Raw genomic sequence first — 19,171 nt, 5'->3', positions numbered from 1 at the left:
CCCAGGTGGTGAAATTGGTAGACACGCTACTTTGAGGGGGTAGTGCCTTAACCGGTGTGCTGGTTCGAGTCCAGTCCTGGGCACATTTGTTTAAAAGATAGATAACGTTGAGCCGTTGGTTCGTACCTTCGAAAACAGCGGGCTCAACACAAACCGAAGTGGTGGAATTGGTAGACACGCACGTTTCAGGGGCGTGTGTCGCAAGACATGAGGGTTCGAGTCCCTCCTTCGGTACAAAAGCTTTCAGGAAAACCTGGAAGCTTTTTTTATTTACAGCCTCTCCTCCTATAGCTACAGCTCAAAAAGATTTAGCAAGTTTTTAACAAACACATCGTATGAGGTTGTCTATCTTGGATGCATTCCACCGATGTTCAATTATTTTAATCTCTAGCTATAAAATTCAACTCATGAAAAGACTCATCACCTGCATGCTCCTTATCGGAAGCATTACATTTTTACACGCGCAGAAAAAAGAAGAAGCCTCTAAAGGCAAGAAGGCATCTGCTTCAAAAGATATAGCAGCTCATTCACTAACCGGAACATGGACACTTGTGCTGGTAGATAATATACTTTCTGATGGCAGTCGCGTGGAGTTATACGGCCCATCGCCTCAAGGTATACTTGTATTCGATCAGCATGGCAATTATACTTTGCAGATATTCCGTACGGGCCGCGCCAAGTTTGCAGCAAACGATAAAGCACAAGGTACACCGGAAGAGTATAAAGCAGCAGTACAGGGAAGCAACGCCCACTTCGGGAAATATACTGTTAACGAAACAGACGGTACAATAACTTTTCACATTGAACATGCCTCCTATCCTAACTGGGAAGGTACCGAACAGAAGCGAACCTTTACACTTATTAACAACGAATTGAAATACACCGTACCGACACCAACAACCGGTGGTTCTGCCACAGGCGAAGTGGTATGGAAGCGAGTTCAATAGCAGAGAGTATAAAATAATAACAGCCAGTATATAGTTACTTGCTGTTATTATTGAAGATTGATATATATTCTTGCTGAACTTCAAATAGCCATCAGAATATAGCTGTATTGGTAAATTTCACTTTATACGGCCACTGTTCATCGTTGCTATCATCATCGTCCCACGGATGTGGTGTATATACATTGGGAGCTCCTGTTACAACAAACCATAGTTTAATACAGTTAGTTGGCACCGTAAAGGTTGCAGATGCGTTTGTTTCGCTATACATATCGCTGTAAACACGCGTTCCGTCTTTCAGCAAGGCAACATATCCATAGCGCCAGCCGGCAGCATCAGCATTGTCAACATGATTAAAACCTTTAGCATTCACCATACCTGTAACGGTTGCTGATACGGTTGTTCCGGCATCCGGCACTGTGAGGCGTATTACATTATACCCGGTTGTTCCCGGACAATGATCATACGCTACCTGGTAACTTCCATCTGCAAGTGTAGTATAGTTATAGGTGTGAGCCCCTATATCATCGGCTCCATTATTGCGAATGGCATCTAAATCCCACGTAACAAAACGAGCCGCAGCACTATATATCTCCGTATTTAATTGATCGACTGTAATGTTGGTAATTCGCATATAGGCTTGTATCGGGTCTTCCGGTTGTTTTGCCTCGCGCCAAATCCTGGCCACTATATCGAGACCATGTTTATCAGCCCAGTAGTAATGGATGAAATAGCTTGCATACCGCTGCGACTCATGGCAGATATGACGGAAGTAATTATCCATATATACTTCGAAATCAGAATCGGTAAAGGCTTGCGTTGGATAGCTTTGAAATGATTGCCACTGCGCAGTCTGCTCCCAAAATGTGTTGCCTCCGTTTCCACCAAAGCCATAACGAAAACCGGATGTGCCGAGATCACAATAAACCTGGTATTGAAACGTGTGTCCTATTTCATGAGCAAGAACAGAGCCTACCGGCTGACATGTGCTCGGACTAATCCACAATGCTCCTATAACATTATCATAACCGGAACCTATCGCGAGCCAATCGGTTTGATAGAACACGAAGATCAGCATCTTGTATTTATCAAGATTCGATTTACCAACACCTGTCTCAGCAAATTTTAACTGCTTCACATTCATATCATAAAACGATTCTGCTTTTAGAAGCAGATCGTCAATATTTACCCGGTATGTTTCAGGTATATCGGTTGAGCCGGGATCTTTTGTACCATAGCCCGCTGCCCAAAAAACAACGAAGTGTGTGGATTGCCTGCTGCGTGAGTAACTCCATGTACTTGAACTTTTGTCAAAATCATTATCCTTGAGTTCTTCAGGGATATAGATCTTCCGTTCTTTAACCGTTGTTGTGTCTACTACTGTTACCGAGTCCGTTTTTTGCGTTGTAGTAACCGTTTCATCGTCATTGTTACATCCCGCAAGGAAAATAAAAGATAGTACCACAGTTAACGTGAAGTATATACATAGTCTGCGAGTACCTTGTCTATACTTGATTTTGTAAAGTTTCACCATCGTCTTTAAATAATATATTTATATATACCTTATTCCAGAAAGCAAAGCCATTGTTTTGGCAACTACAATTCGATGCTGTTTAAAGGTAGTAACAAGCGACAGGATTCTCTACACAGATATAATCGATAGTAATATTATTCCGAAGAAAGTATATCAGGCATTGAATGAGAGAATACAATGCATACCTGCATCCCTGATATTCGGCTAAAGAATAGAGAGTAGTTGCAGAATTATATATAGAAATTAAGTACCACCATTAAAGGTATATATCGCTAAACTTTGCGCAGGAGAATTTGCAGAATGCGTGGAACACCTGTTCTTTCATCGCTATCAAAATACTCGTCTATATTCAACAGCAACAAATTATACTTCGCAGCAGATCTTATAAAATCAGATATATTATGATCGAAGCATTCCAGTATATGTATACCATCTTCCGTTTCAAATCGCGCTTTGGTTCCTCCATACTGCCGATAGGGGTGCAGTTCGCCTATATATACATATCCACCAACTCGCAGCGCATCGGAAGTTTCTCTAAAGACATGATCAAGATCGTTGATATGCTCCAGCACCAGGCTAAAGCTTACGAGATCATATAGTTTACTGCGGAATGTCCACGCCTTCGAAATATCTGCCTGATGGAAATATACTTTATCATTCTCAACTTTCTCTTTTGCTTTCGCGAGCATCTCTTCTGAAAAATCTACTGCTGTAATATGTTTCGCTTTCCCGACAAGCCACACAGTATTTTTACCGGTGCCGCATCCTATCTCCAGACAATCATCGAATGCTATATCATGTAGTGATTTACGTAACGCCTGCGCTTCCAGATCGCGCGTTCTGTTTACGTTGGTGTCGTACTGCGATGCCCATTGATTGTATGACTGCCGGATATTCATTGTATATATCGTTAACGCTGCGTAACAATCCTCTTAAACGAGAAAGGATCATGACCGGTTTCCCGCATGATCCTTTCCTATATACAGCTAAAGTATTTATGCTCTTACTTCAGCCAACCTTCCACTTCTTCCATGGTGGGGTTGGTGATCTCGAGTTTCATCTTCTTGCGTGTTCCGCATACATCGTTAAAGAGCTTCGAGGCTTTCAGTTCTTTCATCTGTGCGAGTGATTGTATACCCAGCTTCTGCAGAACAGGAATCAACTCAGCACGAACACCGGCATCGATAAATTCCTTTTCATTAAAACCGGCAGCTTGTTTCTCGGGCTTCAACTGCGGGAAGAAGAGTACATCCTGGATAGATGTTGAGTTAGTCATGATCATAGACAAGCGATCGATACCAATGCCTAGCCCGGCCGTTGGCGGCATACCAAATTCCAGTGCACGGAGAAAGTCTTCATCGAGCGTCATCGCTTCTTCATCACCGCGTTTGCCAAGCTCAAGTTGCTCCTCGAAACGCTCGCGCTGATCGATCGGATCGTTCAACTCCGAGAATGAGTTGGCAATTTCTTTCCGGTTACAGATTGCTTCAAAGCGCTCTACCAGTCCGGGCTTGCTGCGATGTTTCTTCGCCAGTGGCGACATCTCCAATGGATAATCTGTAATAAAGGTTGGCTGGATCAGGTTCGGCTCGCATTTCTCACCGAAGATCTGGTCGATCAGTTTACCTTTACCCATCGTCTGATCCATCGGCACATGCAACTTCACGCAGGTATCACGAAGCTGCTGCTCATCCATCTCCGATATATCTATACCTGTAAAATGCTGTATCGCTTCAAACATCGTATAGCGTGTCCACGGACGTTTAAAGTCGATGATGTTCTCACCTACTTTTACCTGTGTAGTGCCATGCAATGCAAGCGCTACTTTTTCAATCATCTCCTCCACAAGTTCCATCATCCAATAGTAATCCTTGTAAGCTACATAGAGCTCTACCTGTGTAAACTCCGGATTATGGAAACGCGACATTCCTTCGTTACGGAAGTCTTTCGAAAATTCATATACACCATTAAAACCGCCTACAATCAAACGCTTCAGGTATAACTCATTGGCTATGCGCAGATATAGCGTCATGTCCAGTGTATTGTGATGTGTTTTGAACGGACGAGCAGCAGCCCCCCCGTAGAGTGGTTGCAAAATAGGCGTCTCCACCTCCAGGTATCCTTTTGTATTCAGATACTGACGCATGGTGTTTACCAATTGAGTACGTTTGATAAATGTATCGCGCACTTCAGGATTTACGATCAGGTCAACATAACGCATGCGATAGCGTTGCTCAGGATCGGTAAATGCATCGTGGCGTGTTACATTGCCTTGTTCATCGGTAGTCTCTTTCACGATCGGCAAAGGGCGAAGTGACTTGGTGAGCACCGTAAGACTTGTAACGTGAATAGAGATCTCACCGGTTTGGGTAGTGAAGCCATAGCCTTTCACACCAATGATATCGCCTATATCCAGCAGTTTTTTAAAGACGGTGTTGTAGAGTGTTTTATCTTCGTCCGGACAGATATCATCTCTGCGAATATAGATCTGAATGCGACCAGTTTCGTCCTGCAATTCGGCAAAGGCAGCACTTCCCATAACGCGCGTGCTCATGATACGGCCGGCAATGGAGATCTGGCGATAGTCGCTCTTCTGACGCTCGTAGTTTTCCAGGATTTCCTTTGCGGAAGCATTTACTTCAAAAAGCTCTGCCGGATATGGATTGATGCCTAATTTTCTGAGATCGTCCATTTTTTGTCTGCGGATGATCTCCTGTTCGCTCAGTTGCATGACGTAAAAATTTTTCGCAAAAATACTCGAAATAGGGAGAAAAGGAATAACGGACGGAGCATACGCTTCGTCCGTGTTTTTTTATCGCTGAATAAAGGATGAAATTACTTCTGCTGCTTTCGTCTGGTCAGCTCTTTCCGGATCAGGATCAACTCACGACTGCTTTGTCCGGCAACCGAAGTATTCTCCTGTGCTCTTCTGAAGAGATACGGCATTACGGAACGCACGGGGCCGTACGGCACATACTTGGCCACTTTATAGCCAGCCTTTGCCAGGTTAAACGATATATTGTCGCTCATACCATACAACTGGGCAAACCAGATACGCTCGTCATTATTTTTAATGCCATACTTCTGCATCAGCGTTGTGAGGTAAAGATTGCTGTACTCATTATGTGAGCCACACATAAAACCCATGCGCGCTACATTCGCTACACAAAATTCTAACGCCTCGTTAAAGGCTTTATCAGAAGCTTCTTTATCAGGTTGTATCGGATTCGGATAGCCAATCTCTTCAGCACGTGCACGTTCTTTTTCCATGTATGCACCCCGCACCAGCTTGGCACCGAGATGGTAATTTTTTCGGGAAGCTTCTTCGAAGGAGTTCTTTAAATTCTGCAGCGATGCTGTGCGGTATAACTGGTAGGTATTGAACACTATCGCTTTTTCCTTGTTATACTTCGCCATCATTTCATAAGCGAGTGTATCGATAGGCTCTTGTATCCAGGTTTCTTCGGCATCCACCAGCACGGGCACGTTATGTCTATGCGCAAGGCCACAGATCTTATCTACACGCTCACGTATACGCTCAAAGGCACGCTGCTCTTCAATGGTAAGTACTTTATCTTCCTGTACCTTCTCCAGCAATTCGCTGTTGCCAAGGCCGGTCACTTTAAAAACTGAAAACGGAATTCCTTTGCGATCACCTTTTGCTTTTTCGATCGTGCGCATGGTCTCTTCCATTACCAGGTCGAATCCCTTCTCGGAGTTCTCACCTTCTACAGAGTAATCGAGTATAGTGCCTACGTTGTAACGCGAGAGTTGAGTAATTTCATCATCACAATTGTCGATGCTGATGCCGCCACAAAAATGATCGAACGCTGTTTGCTTGATCAGCCCTTCTACCGGCAGGTGCAATTTCAGCGCAAGCTTTACTGAACTGATCGCTGCTGCGGATAACCATGGATGATTAACCATGGAGAAAATAAAATTGGCTTTACGTAAGGCTGCATCCGACTTGTACGAGAATGCTACTGAGGTGTCTTCAAATGAAATCCTGGGATCTGCTTCCATGCTTAAAAAAATTCGGGGGCAAATATACTGCTTACAATTGTTAGCCCAAGTATCGGCATAAGAGTTCTCAGGTTTTTAATAACTTTCGCGCGAAAGCACATTAAAAGTATTCATGCTACCCGATAACATTTTGTTTTCTGTTGACCCGGCCAATGATTTAACGGCATTTCTTAGTCAAAAAAAATATAGCAAGCTGATCGTTCTTACCGATGAGCATACGCACGCGCATTGCTACCCGTTGATAAGCCCTGCATTGCCGGAGCATTCGGTTATAGAAATACGAAGTGGCGAAGAGCAAAAGAACCTGCACACTTGCGCACAGATATGGAAGAAGATGACTGACGAGGCGCTCGACCGACATGCTGCGATGATTGTGCTCGGTGGCGGAGTGTTAGGCGACATGGGTGGATTTTGTGCCGCCACGTATAAACGCGGAATTGATTTTATACTCGTGCCTACAACTTTACTCGCACAAGTAGATGCCAGCATTGGCGGAAAACTCGGTGTTGACTTTGAACATCTTAAAAATCATATCGGTGTATTTCAGCAACCGGCGCTGACTTTACTCTATACCGGATTTTTGAAAACACTTCCGGAGGCTGAGCTTCGCTCGGGGTTTGCCGAAGTGATAAAGCATACACTCATTTCCGATAAAGAAATGTGGGAAACGATCAGCCAACGATCGCTGCACAAACAGGATTGGAATGCTTTACTGAAACACTCTGTTGCTTTCAAGGCAAAGGTTACTACAGAAGACCCCAAGGAAAAAGGATTGCGCAAAATCCTGAACGCGGGCCACACGATTGGTCATGCTGTGGAAAGTTATTTACTGGGTATAAATCAACGTATACTTCATGGAGAAGCTATAGCACTGGGGCTGGTAGCAGAGGGATATATATCACATGAACGTGGTATGCTAAACGTTGTAGATTTCAAAGACATGGTTGACTATATCCTGGGCATTTACGGAAAGGTAAAGCTCACCGAACAACAGATCGAAGAGGCATCGCAGCTAACGGTACAAGACAAAAAAAATAAAGGAAATAAAATACTTTGCGTTCTTCAGGATGGAATCGGAAGAGCGCGCTGGGACTGCGAAATCAGTATTGATGAGGTAAAAAGGGCTCTGTCATTTTACCAGTCACTTTCAGATATAGTAAGTATCTGAATCATCAAAATTACTTTTCTCGGTCTTGATGGCTTTTCTCAGGCCGTCAGCTTTTTTAACGAAGTAATTTTTCGTTTTTTGTTTCCGATCGCCAGTGAGCAACCAGGCAGCCAACAAAGCACCCGATGCCAGGCCAATACCTACTGCTATTTTACGGGTAGTACTCATATCTGAATATAACTTTTTTCAACGTTAAAAGTTTCAGGTTGCTATCAAAAAATCTTTTTACAAACTGTAATTTGCCCACCCAAAATTTCTCATCACTTTGAACACAACTATTCATCTTAAGCGAACGAATGTTTTGAAGGGCACTGCTTCATTACTACCGGCATCTAAAAGTATTAACAACCGTGCGCTCATCATCAACGCACTGGCCGGAAGCCGCACAGAAATTCAAAACATGTCAGACGCCAACGATGTACAGCTCATGCTTCGTCTGGTAAATTCTACCGATGCTATCATTGATGTAGAGGATGCCGGAACAACGATGCGTTTTCTTACTGCATACTTTGCCATTACCAATCAGCATAAAACACTTACCGGTACATCGCGCATGAAGGAGCGGCCGATTGGTATTCTGGTAAATGCGCTGCGAAGCCTCGGAGCCGAGATAAGCTATACCGAAAAAGATGGCTATCCTCCGCTGAAACTCTCCGGATTCAGCGGACAAAAAACAGATATACTTAGCATTCGCGGTGATGTAAGCAGCCAATTTATATCTGCGTTGATGATGGTTGCCCCTATATTACCGAAGGGCTTAACACTTGAACTGGAAGGCAAAGTGGGCAGTCGCCCCTATATAGAGATGACGGCTTCAATTATGAAACACTTTGGTGCAAGCAGTGAATTTACCGGCAGCAAAGTTATAGTGCCGCATCAGAAATATATACCGGCTCCTTTTACCGTAGAGTCAGATTGGTCTGGAGCAAGCTACTGGTTTGCTTTTGCTGCACTTGCTGAACAGGCTGAGATATACCTTCCCAAACTTTATCTTCAATCACTACAAGGCGACAGTGTAATTATCAAGATCATGGATCAGCTTGGTGTGCACGCTTCCATGGAAAATGGATTGCTGAAACTTACCAAGAAGGAAAGTAAAAAAGAATTACACTGGGACTTTACCGACTGCCCTGACCTCGGACAAACTGTAGCTGTGGTGTGTGCTGCGAAAGGTATAAAAGGCTATTTCACCGGGCTCGAAAGTCTTCGCATTAAAGAAACAGATCGCATTGCCGCTCTTCAAAATGAATTACAAAAAATAGGTGGCAACCTGGTGGAAGAAGATTCTGCTCACTGGACATTGATACCTTCTGCGAAACTGCCTGCCAATGCTTCTTTCAATACCTATAAAGATCATCGTATGGCGATGGCGTTTGCTCCGCTGGCAACGCTTATGGAAGTTGAGATCGAAAAACCGGAAGTAGTGAAGAAGTCGTATCCTAATTTCTGGAACGACCTGAGGACCTTTGGAGTCATTAACAGTTAATCGTTACACGTTATCGGAGTAACGTGTTGAGGGAATTGAAATAGTGAGGAGCCAGTGCCAGCCTGCTACCATACCACGAAAACATTTCTCCGTCTACCAGTATAATCTCAGATGATGGACTGAGTTGCTTGAGTTCCGCTATATGTTTCTCCTGAAAAGGGTAAGGCTCTGACGAGAGAAATATATAGTCTGGCTTTAGCTGGCGGATGTTTTCATCTGTTAATTCAGGGTAACGTGGTGATGGTGCTATATTTCTCAGGGTCAATCGTTCAAGCATTTCGTGAATAAAGGTTCCGTTGCCCGCTACCATCCACGGATTTCGCCAGATGAAATATAGTATAGATTGCCCGGAGAATGATTTTAATATCTCAAATGATTGCTGTATCGACTGAAGTATATGGGATGCTTCTGCAGCTTTTCCAGTTATCTCACCTATTCCCTGAATCATATCCATAGCATCATTCATCGATACTATATCACTCATCCATACCGGGTATTTTTCTTGGAGTAAACGAATACCCTCCTCGTAATTTTCTTCTTTGTTACCGATGATCAGGTCAGGTTGAAGAGCTTCGATCACATCAAACCGAAAATTCTTGGTACCTCCTATAATTGTTTTGTGTTGCAACCACTCTACCGGATGAACGCAGAATTTCGTTATGCCGACTACCTCACTCTCTAATCCCAACGTTGATAGCAACTCTGTCTGAGAGGGAACTAATGATACTATACGTTTAGGGGGAAAAGTAATCGAGAGCCTGTGGCCCATCTGATCCGTAAACGTACGAAGCATGTATAGTATATATTTACTTTGATGTGTCTGTAGACTTTTCCTTCTTCACCTTTTTCTTCATTGGAAACTCGAAGCCTACGCGCATGTTCAGCACATCGGCATACGGGCTTTTATGATTGGGGTTGAACACACGCAGCATAATCTGCGCAGTACCTTTCACGCCCTTCATAAATTTATAATCCTTCTTCATACCAACAAATACTCCGGGCACCCATTCTCTTCCACGGCTATCAACAGATATAGTGTGTAATCTGGGTGGCACATAAGTGTTCATCAATTCGGCTTCAGCCCGAGGAGAAAATCCTTTCGCTAACTTAAACTCTGAATATATACGCGGACCGAAAATTCTTGTGCCCGGACTAAATGCATCTCTTCGCGTGTTATACCCTACCCGCTGATTCCAGCCAAGTCCGGATGTTAATCGCCCGGTTAATCTATACCCTATATATGGGTTGAAATCTACCAGCACATCATTTCCTTTCTTTTGAATCTGCAATGCTATACCGGGAAGTAGTCGTTCTATCAGAGGCTTGCCTCGCATTTCGTTGGGGCGCTTCTTACCTGCTTCGCTCAAACTATTCAGGCTGGAATATTTATTCTTGAGCTTCGACATTTTTTCCATCGCGTCTTTTAACACCTGCTCTTTGCCGGCAAAGTGATTCACTGCTACTTCTTTAGCCTGCTGCATCGCCTGTTCCTTCATCGCTTCAGGATTCTCTGCTGACTTCAGCATCGGGTTAAGTGCCTCTGTTTGTTTTTGAAGATCACCAACGCCTGCCATTTGTCCGGCTTTACTCTCCATCGACTGAGGCAATTGCTGAACGTCTTTTAAATTTCCTTGTGCCAGATTTTGAATGTCGCCTGCTCCTTTCGTGATCTCAGAAAGATTACCGGTTTTTCCCGTAATGTTTTTCAATCCGTCCATCTCTCCAATTTTACCCACGGGCGATTGTATAGAGGTGTTTAAACCATCCAGACTCTTTAATGGACTATTCGGTAAATCAAGCGCTGGTATATTCAAGTCCTTTACCGGCAATTTAAAATCCTTAATGTTACCGGTTAACTGATCTGCTTTGTTCTGCAATTCTGGCGACAGCTCCAGCTTGTTGATCTTATCGGTTGCTTTCGATTTCAGTTCGTCAATTTTACTATTCAAAGAGCCTACAGCTTTCTCACGTTGCTGCAATACACTGTCTAGCTTGTGGGTATATTTCTCCGTGGGAAGTTGCAGTGACTGAAGACTATCGATCTTATGTTCTAAAGCGTTTTTAGAAGAATCAAGAGAAGCAAATTTGCTTTTGTATTCACCTTTCAGGCTATCTGATTTGTGGTAGAATGAGTATTCAATCGAATCAAGTGCATCATGCCGAGGGGTGATGGCTGTATCCAAAGCCGCCAATTCTCTGGAAAGACTATCCAGTTGCTGCGCCCGCAAAGAGGCCGCAAAGACAAGCAGTAGGATCAATAGCGCGTAACGCATCCTGCAAAGGTAACGGTTTGCCTTCAAAGTTTATAAAAGACACTTTTAGGCTCGCTGTATCTTTTTGTTAATTTAATAGCGCATCACTCCTGTGAGTGATTATATTTCATTACAATCGTTTTTAATCAATTATAGCTATGTGGACGTGTCCTTTATGTCATCAGCAATTCGTGAATACGAACCAGGTTCACTCTTGTGGTGATAAGGTATTAGGCGATTTTCTGGGAAACAAATCTGAAAGGGTTCTAGAACTCTTTTGGCACTTTATTGAGCAATATCAATCGATCGGGCCTGTTACTATTCACCCTACCAAATCTATGATAGCCTTAGCCGCTATAACGCGCATTGCTTACGTTACACGTCTTGGTCGCGACTTTGTTGATATCGTATTCCCTTTCCAGCAACGGTATGACGATAATCTATGCTTTCATAAGATTGCGCAAGTGCCCGGCACATCGCAGTATAATCATCACTTGCGTATTACAGATAAAGCAGATATTAACGCAGAGGTTAAACGCTTCATGAAGATGGCATACAAGGAAGGGTCTGATAAAATCTGAATACTTATCTCGGCCCCTATATAGATTTCTCTTCTCCTCCGGTATAAAAAAAGACCGCACTTGAAAGATCCTTCTCAAGTGCGGCTTATTTATTTTATTTTAAGAAGACTACTTGTAATAGATATCGGTAAGATTTCTATATGCAGAACCATTGAATACTACATAGTTGATTTCAAATCGGGTATAGTCTTCATTTACCGTAATGGTAGGGCCACTAACAACCTCGATGTTATTATCTGTAAATGCCGCCTTGATCTCATCCGGAGCAATAACTGCTTTGAAGTCAGACAACACACCATCTGTATTCTTGAAAGTGATCAGGTAGTTCGGCTGAACATAGTAACCTGTAGGTACTTTTATACTGGTAGGGCTTACAGGTGCAAAGGTTGTAGACTCTTCGGTAAAGCCACTGCTTGCTCCTGTTTTCGTTTGATCATTGTAACGAATATAGTCCCAGCTAAAAGTACCTGCTATAGGATTTCCGATTACGTGGAAGTAAACAATTCCATAGTTTGAACTTAGCGGAAGATCCGAAGCGTTCGTTGCCGTAACCGGTAAGATATAGCTAAGCGTTGGATCCAGCTTATTAGGATGGAATATGATTTGAAATTCTCCTGTACGATCTCCAGCTTTTATAGTTGAAGTCGAAACCAGAAAATCGTACGCGTCATCCGGCATCGGAAGATATTCGATTGAATCATTCGCATAGTTATCTCCTTTTGCATCCATCTTCACTACAGCAGTAACCGATATATCACTGCCCAGTGTATTGGGGCCCTGCAGCGTAACAGCAAAAGACGTTGTGTCTGCGTCATCCGTAATCGGGAAGGTCAATGCCTGGCTATTGAAATAATTCAATCCAGCATTCAGGTTAGTTCCCTCATTCGGGTTCCATGTCATTTGAAGAATTGGAGAGTCTCCTACGTCAGTAGGTATATTTCCATTGTCTCCATCCAAACATGAAGTGAGACCAGAAACAACAAATGCTATAAGTGCTATTTTAAATATTAATCGATTCATAAATCAAAGTTTTTATTTTGCCCAGAAAATAAGTGAGTTGAATGGACTTACACCTTGCGGAACATTTGCTGGGTTGTAAGCAGACTCCGATGCAGGATAAAGAATGCGCGTTGGCAATTTATCCGTTCTTGTGCTTTGTGAAGATTTAGAAGCAAAGCTATAGTAAGCATCTGAACCTGTAGATTCAGGATAACCTGTTCTGCGATACTCGTTCCAACCTTCCTGGCTGTTTACCATGTTCAAGGCTATATATTTCTGTGTGATAATAGCTTCTATCTTTCTTTCTGTAGTAGTAGCCAGATCAAAATTAGCCAGATAATTACCATTGTTCAGGGTCAGATAATCTGCTGCGTCATCTTCTGCATCTCCAACGGGAGTGCCATCCGGTGCTGTGTACAGATATTCGAATGACGCTGTTATACCCGATTCAAAAAGTGCTTTAGCATCGCCTGAAGTAATGCTTCTTACAGCAGCTTCTGACTGAAGGAAATAACTTTCTGCAGCAGTAAAGAGTGGGAAGCCAGCTTCAGGACCTTTCAGAACACCTGTTGTATCACCGGCAGTCTCGTCCCTCTCTGTATTTTTTGGATACCAGAAACTTCCAGTAGGACATTTCGGAACATCCACATTTTCGTAACCGAGTTGGTTAGAACCTGTTGAAGGGAAGTCATAGAAGATTGCACCACCACGTCCCGGATCATTCAACTTTGTGTTGTTATAGAATCCTATAACAAATGTTGTAGGGATCCATGATTTTGTAGCAGCTGTTTTCGTATAGGTATATCCCCAGGTATTCCATTTAGGATTTTGCTTGTTGTTATCGCGTGAATAACCTGGGTTGATCAGCGCATCTTCAGCAAGGAAACCGTCTGCACTAAACGTAGTGTTCGCGAATGTAACTTTACCATTGCCACGCACAAACAATCTTAATTTAATTGAGTTAGCAAGTTGTTTCCACAAGGTCATGTCACCAGCGAATACAATATCAGCATTTGCAATGCTTACAAGAGTTACAGTCTTTGCTGCTTCTAAAGCTGCAGTAGCATTGATCTTGTTGATCGCTGAATCCAATTGTGATGCCAGGTCAGCATAAACAGCTTTTCCATCATCGTATGCAGGAGTCAGATTATTTGCTCCTAACAATGCATCTGTATAGGGAACATCGTTATAGGTATCTACCAGTAATTGAAAGTTGAACACCTTCATGATACGGGCAACTGCATTGAAATAACCATACTCACTTTTTCCAGTTGTCTGGTTGATGATATACTGATAATCCTGAAGGTTATCATAGGTAGTAAACCAAAGACCTGTGCTGGGATCATTATAGTTAGCAGAAGTATAGCTATAGGTAACTAATTCGTTAAAGCCACCATAGCCACCAGCGTTAGCCATATAGCCACCGATTTGCGCACCATATGTATTATGGCGATTCAGAGATATAGCAGTCGCTGCGAGTGCCTGCGGAAGTACCAGCTTCGCATCCACTTGCGTAGGAGCATTCGGGTTTTCATTTATATCTAGATAGTCATTGCACGCTATGGTGAACACAGCCAATGCTAAAAAGATTATTATTGATATTCTTTTCATCGTTCAATTTTTTTAAGACATCACTTAATAGACCACGTCATATTATAAGGTAAGCGACAGAGATGCTCCATAGTAACGCACCGGAGGAGTCTGGCTCAAATCGTTAAGACCACCACCATTGTTACCATTACCAGAAGCGCTGTACTCAGGATCCGTATAGTAGTTGTCTTTCGCCATCCACATAAACAGGTTACGACCTTGTACACTTATAGTAGCACGCTTGATAACCTTGGTTGATCCAAGTATAGAAGCAGGAACGTTATAAGAAAGTGATATCTCTCTCAGCTTAATGAAATCACCAGAAGTAACATAGTTTGATGTTACGTTACGGTTGATACCATCTGACCAGAATCCGCTGTTACCATTACCATTAGCAATTGTAACGGTTTTGTTTTCTACGTAACTACCATCATCTCCGAGGTATACTGAATTCGGGAATACAAAGCTCTGACGGTTATACATCGCTGTTCTGTAACCAGTTCCTGACCAATCCATTTCAGGACCGATACCATTATATACTTTGTAGTTCCAGCGATATTCAAACAGAACTGAGAATCTGAAACCTTTGTAGTTAACAACACCATCCAAACCTAAACGATTTTTAGGTGTAGCATTTCCCAGGACAGAGATTGCACTTGACTGTGTAGGCAAGCCAGTGTTCTTATCAACGATAACACGTCCTTGAGGATCACGCACATAATCATAACCCATTATTACCGGGAATGACTTACCCGCTACAGCAGCAGATACGGCTGTTCCGGAAGTTGCAAGGCTCAATGATGGCAGGGTAGCAGATATATAGTTAACCGTGTTCTGCAGATAAGTATAGTTACCACCGACAGTTACTGACAGATCGTTGGTTTTGATCGGAGTAATGTGAGCAGTAAGTTCAAGACCTTTACTTTCAGTTTGTCCTACGTTAGTTAACAGATCGGTAAAACCAGTAGCATTTGAAATCTTGGTTGTTACCGTCTGGTTATCTGTTTTAGTATTATACCAGGTAACGGATGTCTGGATTTTGTCTTGCAACAAATTCAAGTCAAAACCGATCTCATATCCTTTTGTGATTTCTGGCTTCAGACTATTAGATACCAGTGTGTTTCCTTGAGAATAACCGGCTAAGCTACCATACGGGAAACCGTTTGATGTAGTACCGCTGGTGTTCGAGCTAAACGTAGGGAGAAGTGCATACGCACCAAACGTTGCAGGGTTTGTATTCGCTCCCAGGTTTACCTGACCAACTTTCGACAAGCTACCTCTGATTTTCAAATAGCTGATGATGTTACTTTCTTTGATTGCTGCTATAGCTTCATTAGCGATGAAGGATGCATCAACTGATGGATAGAAGAAAGAACGGTTTTGAGCGCTCAATCTTGAATCCCAGTCATTTCTTCCTGTTCCAGTCACAAAGAGGAAATCCTTATATCCAACAGTCAGTTTTCCATAAAGACCCATCTGACGTGCTTTATAGTCATATGAGTAATAGGTAGGTGTACCTGTACCGTTGCTCAGATTGTATAAATCATTTACAACAAGACCACCAATACTTGTGCTTACATACTTCGCTTCATTCTGTGTCCACTGACCACCGGCAACAAGGTTGAAGTTGAACTGACCAACAGTCTTATCATACTGAGCCAAGAGGTCAGTTAATGATTGAGTGCTGAAGTTGCTGGTTTCTTGTACATAAGCAGATATATCGCTCTTAGAGCTTTGATCGGTGTGCTCAGCAAAATAGGTGTAGTCAAAAGCACCGTTCCATACTTTACTAGAATAATTTCTGGATGCTATACCCTGACGTGCAATCAGATCAAGACCTTTGAAAGGAGTTACTTTGATTTCTATGTTACCAGTGAGGTAATCATTTCTGTCTTTCTCTCTGTAGTTGTCCGCTGTAAAGTAAGGGTTCTGATACCATGGATTGTAAAATCCATTAGGGTTAGCAAACTTGTTTGTTCTCCAGTCTTTATACTTGGTAATGTCAACATTCGAAGGCATGTTAAGCATGTTCGAATAGATATTATCTGTTTCAGAAGTAATATCATAACGATTAGGAGAGTATGCAGAAGCATACGTGATGTTTACATAGTCACCTATTTTTCGTGTTCCGTTCAATCGAAGCGTTCCGCGATTGAATTTATCTCCAGGTGTTGTACCGGAAGTTTTAACATACTGACCTGAGATATAGAATGATGATTTATCATCTCCGGTTGTTAAAGAGAAATCTGTTTGACTAGTCAAACCAACTTTCCAGAAATCATCGTGACCTGGTTTGTAAGAGTACTCAGTTGAATCCTGGCTACCGTCTTCCAACGCAGGACCAAGAGGTCTTTTTACACCATCAAAAGCTGGTCCATAAGATTGGTTTTCCAGATAGTTAAAAACCGGAGTTCCATCAGGATTAGTACCATAAGCAGAACCACCAGAACCAAATTTCTTTTGAATCTTAGGAAGGAATGCTACTTGTTGAAAAGTCTCTGTCTGTGAAACGTTGATCTCTGTTTTTCCTTTTTGACCTTTCTTTGTTGTAATAATCATCGCACCATTTGATGCTTGTGAACCATATAGAGCAGCAGCACCGGCACCTTGAAGGATGTTCACTTGCTCAATGTCATTGGGGTTCAGGTTGCTCAGTACTGAGCTTGGCACGATCACGTTATCCAACACGATCAATGCCTGGTTATTACCAGTTAATGAACGCTGACCGCGCAGAATCAAACGATACTCAGGGTTAACACCACTACTGGTAGCGTTAATCTGAAAGCCTGCAATTTTACCTTGCAAACCACTCGCAATGTTTACGGCTTTACCTGCTGTAAGTGTTTCTGGTGTTACAATGGCATTGGCAGCACCAAGTTCTTTTTGTCTTGCCTGAAGACCACCGGCACCAGTAATGATGATTTCGCTGAGTTGGGTAACATCCTGAGACATCCGTACATCGATCGTGGATTTAGCACCAACTTCAATCTCCTGAGTCTGTAATCCGATGAATGTAAAGACTAATGTGCCTCCCTGGCCAGGAACACCCAATTTGAAATAGCCTTCACCATCGGTAACGGCTCCATTGGTTGTGCCCTTTAATACTACGTTAACTCCCGGAAGGCCAGAGCCGTCTTCAGCGGAAGTAACCCGGCCAGAGATTGTTCTGTCTTGGCCTTGAGCTCCCAAACTTATCCATAGCAGGATAAGCAGAAACAGTAGAGTTTTCTTCATACTTTAATGTTTAGGTTATAAAGCCTTAAAGTTGTGGAAGCTTTATTCTACGGGAAATAACCTATACAAAGTAATTTTACAACACAACTCATACCGTAAATTACGTTAGATCTAACCATGTAGAGGAATGCAATCGATGTATATGTCAGTTTATCGACACTCGATGCTGCCCTTAATAAATCATCGTATTAATCTTTACCACCCAATTGGTAGGATTTGTTAAGAATGGGCATGGGTATACTTCTATTCAATGATTCTTGCCCAGTATACTCCCTAAAGGCAGCTTGCCTATATCTATACTTTCAATTGGACATTTAACTCATCTAAAAGGTATATATGACTTTACAAACCAGAAATAAATTGGGCGCATAATTATAAAAAGAAAATGCACCAGGTCTTATCCCTGGTGCATTTCAGAAAGAAAATATGTTACAGTATTTTACTTATGATATATATCTGTCAAGTTTCTGTAAGCAGAGCCATTATAAACCACATAGTTTACTGTAAACTTTGTCTGGTCTTCGTTTACTGTGATCGTTGGACCACTTACTACAGTAATACCGTTATCAGTGAAAGCTGTCTTTATCTCATCCGGAGCAATTACCGCCTTAAAATTTGACAAAACACCATTGGCACTACTGAATGAAATTAAATAATTAGGTTGAACATAATAACCTGTTTTTACTTTGAAACTGGTAGGACTTACCGGAGCAAAAACAGTTGATTCGTTCGTCCACGTTGTAGTAGGAGAGCCTGTTACAGTCTCTGTATTATATCTATAAAAATCCCACAAATACGAACCTGCAAGAGGGTTTCCAATCACATGAAAGTATATGTGTCCAAAGTTCGTGCTCGTTGTAATGTCGGCATCATTTGTAGACGTAACTGGCAGAGCATAATTCTGGCTCGGATCTATCTTTGATGGATAGAAAATAACCTGAAACTTAGCTGAACGTTCTCCTGCTTTAATAACTGCCGTAGTATTTATAAAATCATACAGCGAGTCAGGCATCGCCAAATAGGTAATGGAATCAGTAGCGTAATTCACATTGAGACTGCTGTTATCAACCGAAAGACTTATCGTTACATCTTTAGTCGCAGGACTAGCACCTTGAATAGATACAACAAACGAAGTTGTGTCAGCTTTGTCAGTCGCGGGATAAGTCAATGCTGCGTTTGCAAAATATTGCAATCCAGAATTAGCAGTTGATAATTTTCCACCAGGGTTATAAATCATTTCAACGAATGATCCTGAATCACTGTCTGGAATATTTGCATCACTACCGTCCAGACAGGACGATAGGCTCACCATTATTATTAAGAAATATAGTATATGTTTCATAATCGATTTCATAAAATT

General features: G+C 42.4%; 15 protein-coding genes and 2 tRNA genes. 6 read left to right on the top strand and 11 right to left on the bottom strand.

Annotation, left to right across the window (positions count from 1 at the left end):
• The 3 genes from VIN08_RS13075 to VIN08_RS13065 all read left to right on the top strand — a co-directional run bounded on the left by VIN08_RS13075 (position 1) and on the right by VIN08_RS13065 (position 947).
• Positions 1-83, top strand: a tRNA-Leu gene (locus VIN08_RS13075).
• 69 nt (positions 84-152) lie between these two features.
• Positions 153-234, top strand: a tRNA-Leu gene (locus VIN08_RS13070).
• 173 nt (positions 235-407) lie between these two features.
• On the top strand, positions 408-947 hold the full coding sequence (locus tag VIN08_RS13065; protein WP_331965648.1) for a lipocalin-like domain-containing protein: 540 nt from the start codon (positions 408-410) through the stop codon (positions 945-947).
• Between the two features lie 91 nt (positions 948-1,038).
• On the opposite strand, the gene VIN08_RS13060 is transcribed toward VIN08_RS13065, so the two are convergent.
• The 4 genes from VIN08_RS13060 to VIN08_RS13045 form a co-directional block, all read right to left on the bottom strand.
• The gene (locus VIN08_RS13060; RefSeq protein WP_331965645.1) at positions 1,039-2,478 is read right to left on the bottom strand and encodes a DUF6055 domain-containing protein; all 1,440 of its coding nucleotides are present in this window, start codon (positions 2,476-2,478) and stop codon (positions 1,039-1,041) included.
• A gap of 272 nt (positions 2,479-2,750) precedes the next feature.
• Entirely contained in the window at positions 2,751-3,377 is a 627-nt protein-coding gene (locus VIN08_RS13055) for a class I SAM-dependent methyltransferase (protein WP_331965642.1), read from the bottom strand.
• Between the two features lie 104 nt (positions 3,378-3,481).
• On the bottom strand, positions 3,482-5,209 hold the full coding sequence (lysS, locus tag VIN08_RS13050) for a lysine--tRNA ligase (RefSeq protein WP_331965639.1): 1,728 nt from the start codon (positions 5,207-5,209) through the stop codon (positions 3,482-3,484).
• Positions 5,210-5,313: 104 nt separating this feature from the next.
• On the bottom strand, positions 5,314-6,501 hold the full coding sequence (locus tag VIN08_RS13045; RefSeq protein WP_331965636.1) for a proline dehydrogenase family protein: 1,188 nt from the start codon (positions 6,499-6,501) through the stop codon (positions 5,314-5,316).
• A 112-nt stretch (positions 6,502-6,613) separates the two neighbouring features.
• Between VIN08_RS13045 and aroB the strand changes: the two genes are divergently transcribed.
• Positions 6,614-7,669 carry a 3-dehydroquinate synthase gene (aroB, locus tag VIN08_RS13040; protein WP_331965633.1) on the top strand — a complete coding sequence of 352 codons (1,056 nt, stop codon included), beginning with the start codon at positions 6,614-6,616 and terminating at the stop codon, positions 7,667-7,669.
• On the opposite strand, the gene VIN08_RS13035 is transcribed toward aroB, so the two are convergent.
• Positions 7,649-7,837 carry a hypothetical protein gene (locus VIN08_RS13035; protein ID WP_331965630.1) on the bottom strand — a complete coding sequence of 63 codons (189 nt, stop codon included), beginning with the start codon at positions 7,835-7,837 and terminating at the stop codon, positions 7,649-7,651. The two genes, aroB and VIN08_RS13035, sit on opposite strands and share 21 nt — an antisense overlap.
• A gap of 97 nt (positions 7,838-7,934) precedes the next feature.
• Between VIN08_RS13035 and VIN08_RS13030 the strand changes: the two genes are divergently transcribed.
• On the top strand, positions 7,935-9,155 hold the full coding sequence (locus tag VIN08_RS13030) for a 3-phosphoshikimate 1-carboxyvinyltransferase (protein WP_331965627.1): 1,221 nt from the start codon (positions 7,935-7,937) through the stop codon (positions 9,153-9,155).
• 10 nt (positions 9,156-9,165) lie between these two features.
• On the opposite strand, the gene VIN08_RS13025 is transcribed toward VIN08_RS13030, so the two are convergent.
• Together VIN08_RS13025 and VIN08_RS13020 are read right to left on the bottom strand one after the other, a co-directional pair.
• The gene (locus tag VIN08_RS13025) at positions 9,166-9,948 is read right to left on the bottom strand and encodes a helical backbone metal receptor (RefSeq protein ID WP_331965624.1); all 783 of its coding nucleotides are present in this window, start codon (positions 9,946-9,948) and stop codon (positions 9,166-9,168) included.
• 13 nt (positions 9,949-9,961) lie between these two features.
• Complete coding sequence (locus tag VIN08_RS13020) at positions 9,962-11,428, bottom strand: hypothetical protein (RefSeq protein ID WP_331965621.1); 1,467 nt, start codon at positions 11,426-11,428, stop codon at positions 9,962-9,964.
• Positions 11,429-11,565: 137 nt separating this feature from the next.
• Here VIN08_RS13020 and VIN08_RS13015 point away from each other — a divergent pair, with 137 nt between their 5' ends.
• Positions 11,566-11,988: a DUF5655 domain-containing protein gene (locus tag VIN08_RS13015; protein ID WP_331965618.1), complete on the top strand. Its 423-nt coding sequence runs from the start codon at positions 11,566-11,568 to the stop codon at positions 11,986-11,988.
• A gap of 108 nt (positions 11,989-12,096) precedes the next feature.
• Here VIN08_RS13015 and VIN08_RS13010 read toward each other — a convergent pair whose 3' ends face one another.
• The 4 genes from VIN08_RS13010 to VIN08_RS12995 form a co-directional block, all read right to left on the bottom strand.
• On the bottom strand, positions 12,097-13,008 hold the full coding sequence (locus VIN08_RS13010) for a DUF1735 domain-containing protein (protein ID WP_331965615.1): 912 nt from the start codon (positions 13,006-13,008) through the stop codon (positions 12,097-12,099).
• A gap of 12 nt (positions 13,009-13,020) precedes the next feature.
• Entirely contained in the window at positions 13,021-14,598 is a 1,578-nt protein-coding gene (locus tag VIN08_RS13005) for a SusD/RagB family nutrient-binding outer membrane lipoprotein (RefSeq protein ID WP_331965612.1), read from the bottom strand.
• Between the two features lie 42 nt (positions 14,599-14,640).
• A complete protein-coding gene (locus VIN08_RS13000; protein ID WP_331965609.1) occupies positions 14,641-17,811 on the bottom strand; it encodes a SusC/RagA family TonB-linked outer membrane protein in 3,171 nt (1,056 codons plus the stop codon).
• Between the two features lie 439 nt (positions 17,812-18,250).
• Complete coding sequence (locus VIN08_RS12995) at positions 18,251-19,153, bottom strand: DUF1735 domain-containing protein (RefSeq protein ID WP_331965606.1); 903 nt, start codon at positions 19,151-19,153, stop codon at positions 18,251-18,253.
• Positions 19,154-19,171 lie beyond the last annotated feature (18 nt).

It is taken from the genome of Ohtaekwangia sp., assembly GCF_036568665.1.
In the GTDB taxonomy this organism is placed as follows: domain Bacteria; phylum Bacteroidota; class Bacteroidia; order Cytophagales; family Cyclobacteriaceae; genus Ohtaekwangia.
The sequence above is the reverse complement of the archived record's forward strand: the minus strand, read 5'-3'. Positions and strand labels throughout refer to the sequence as shown.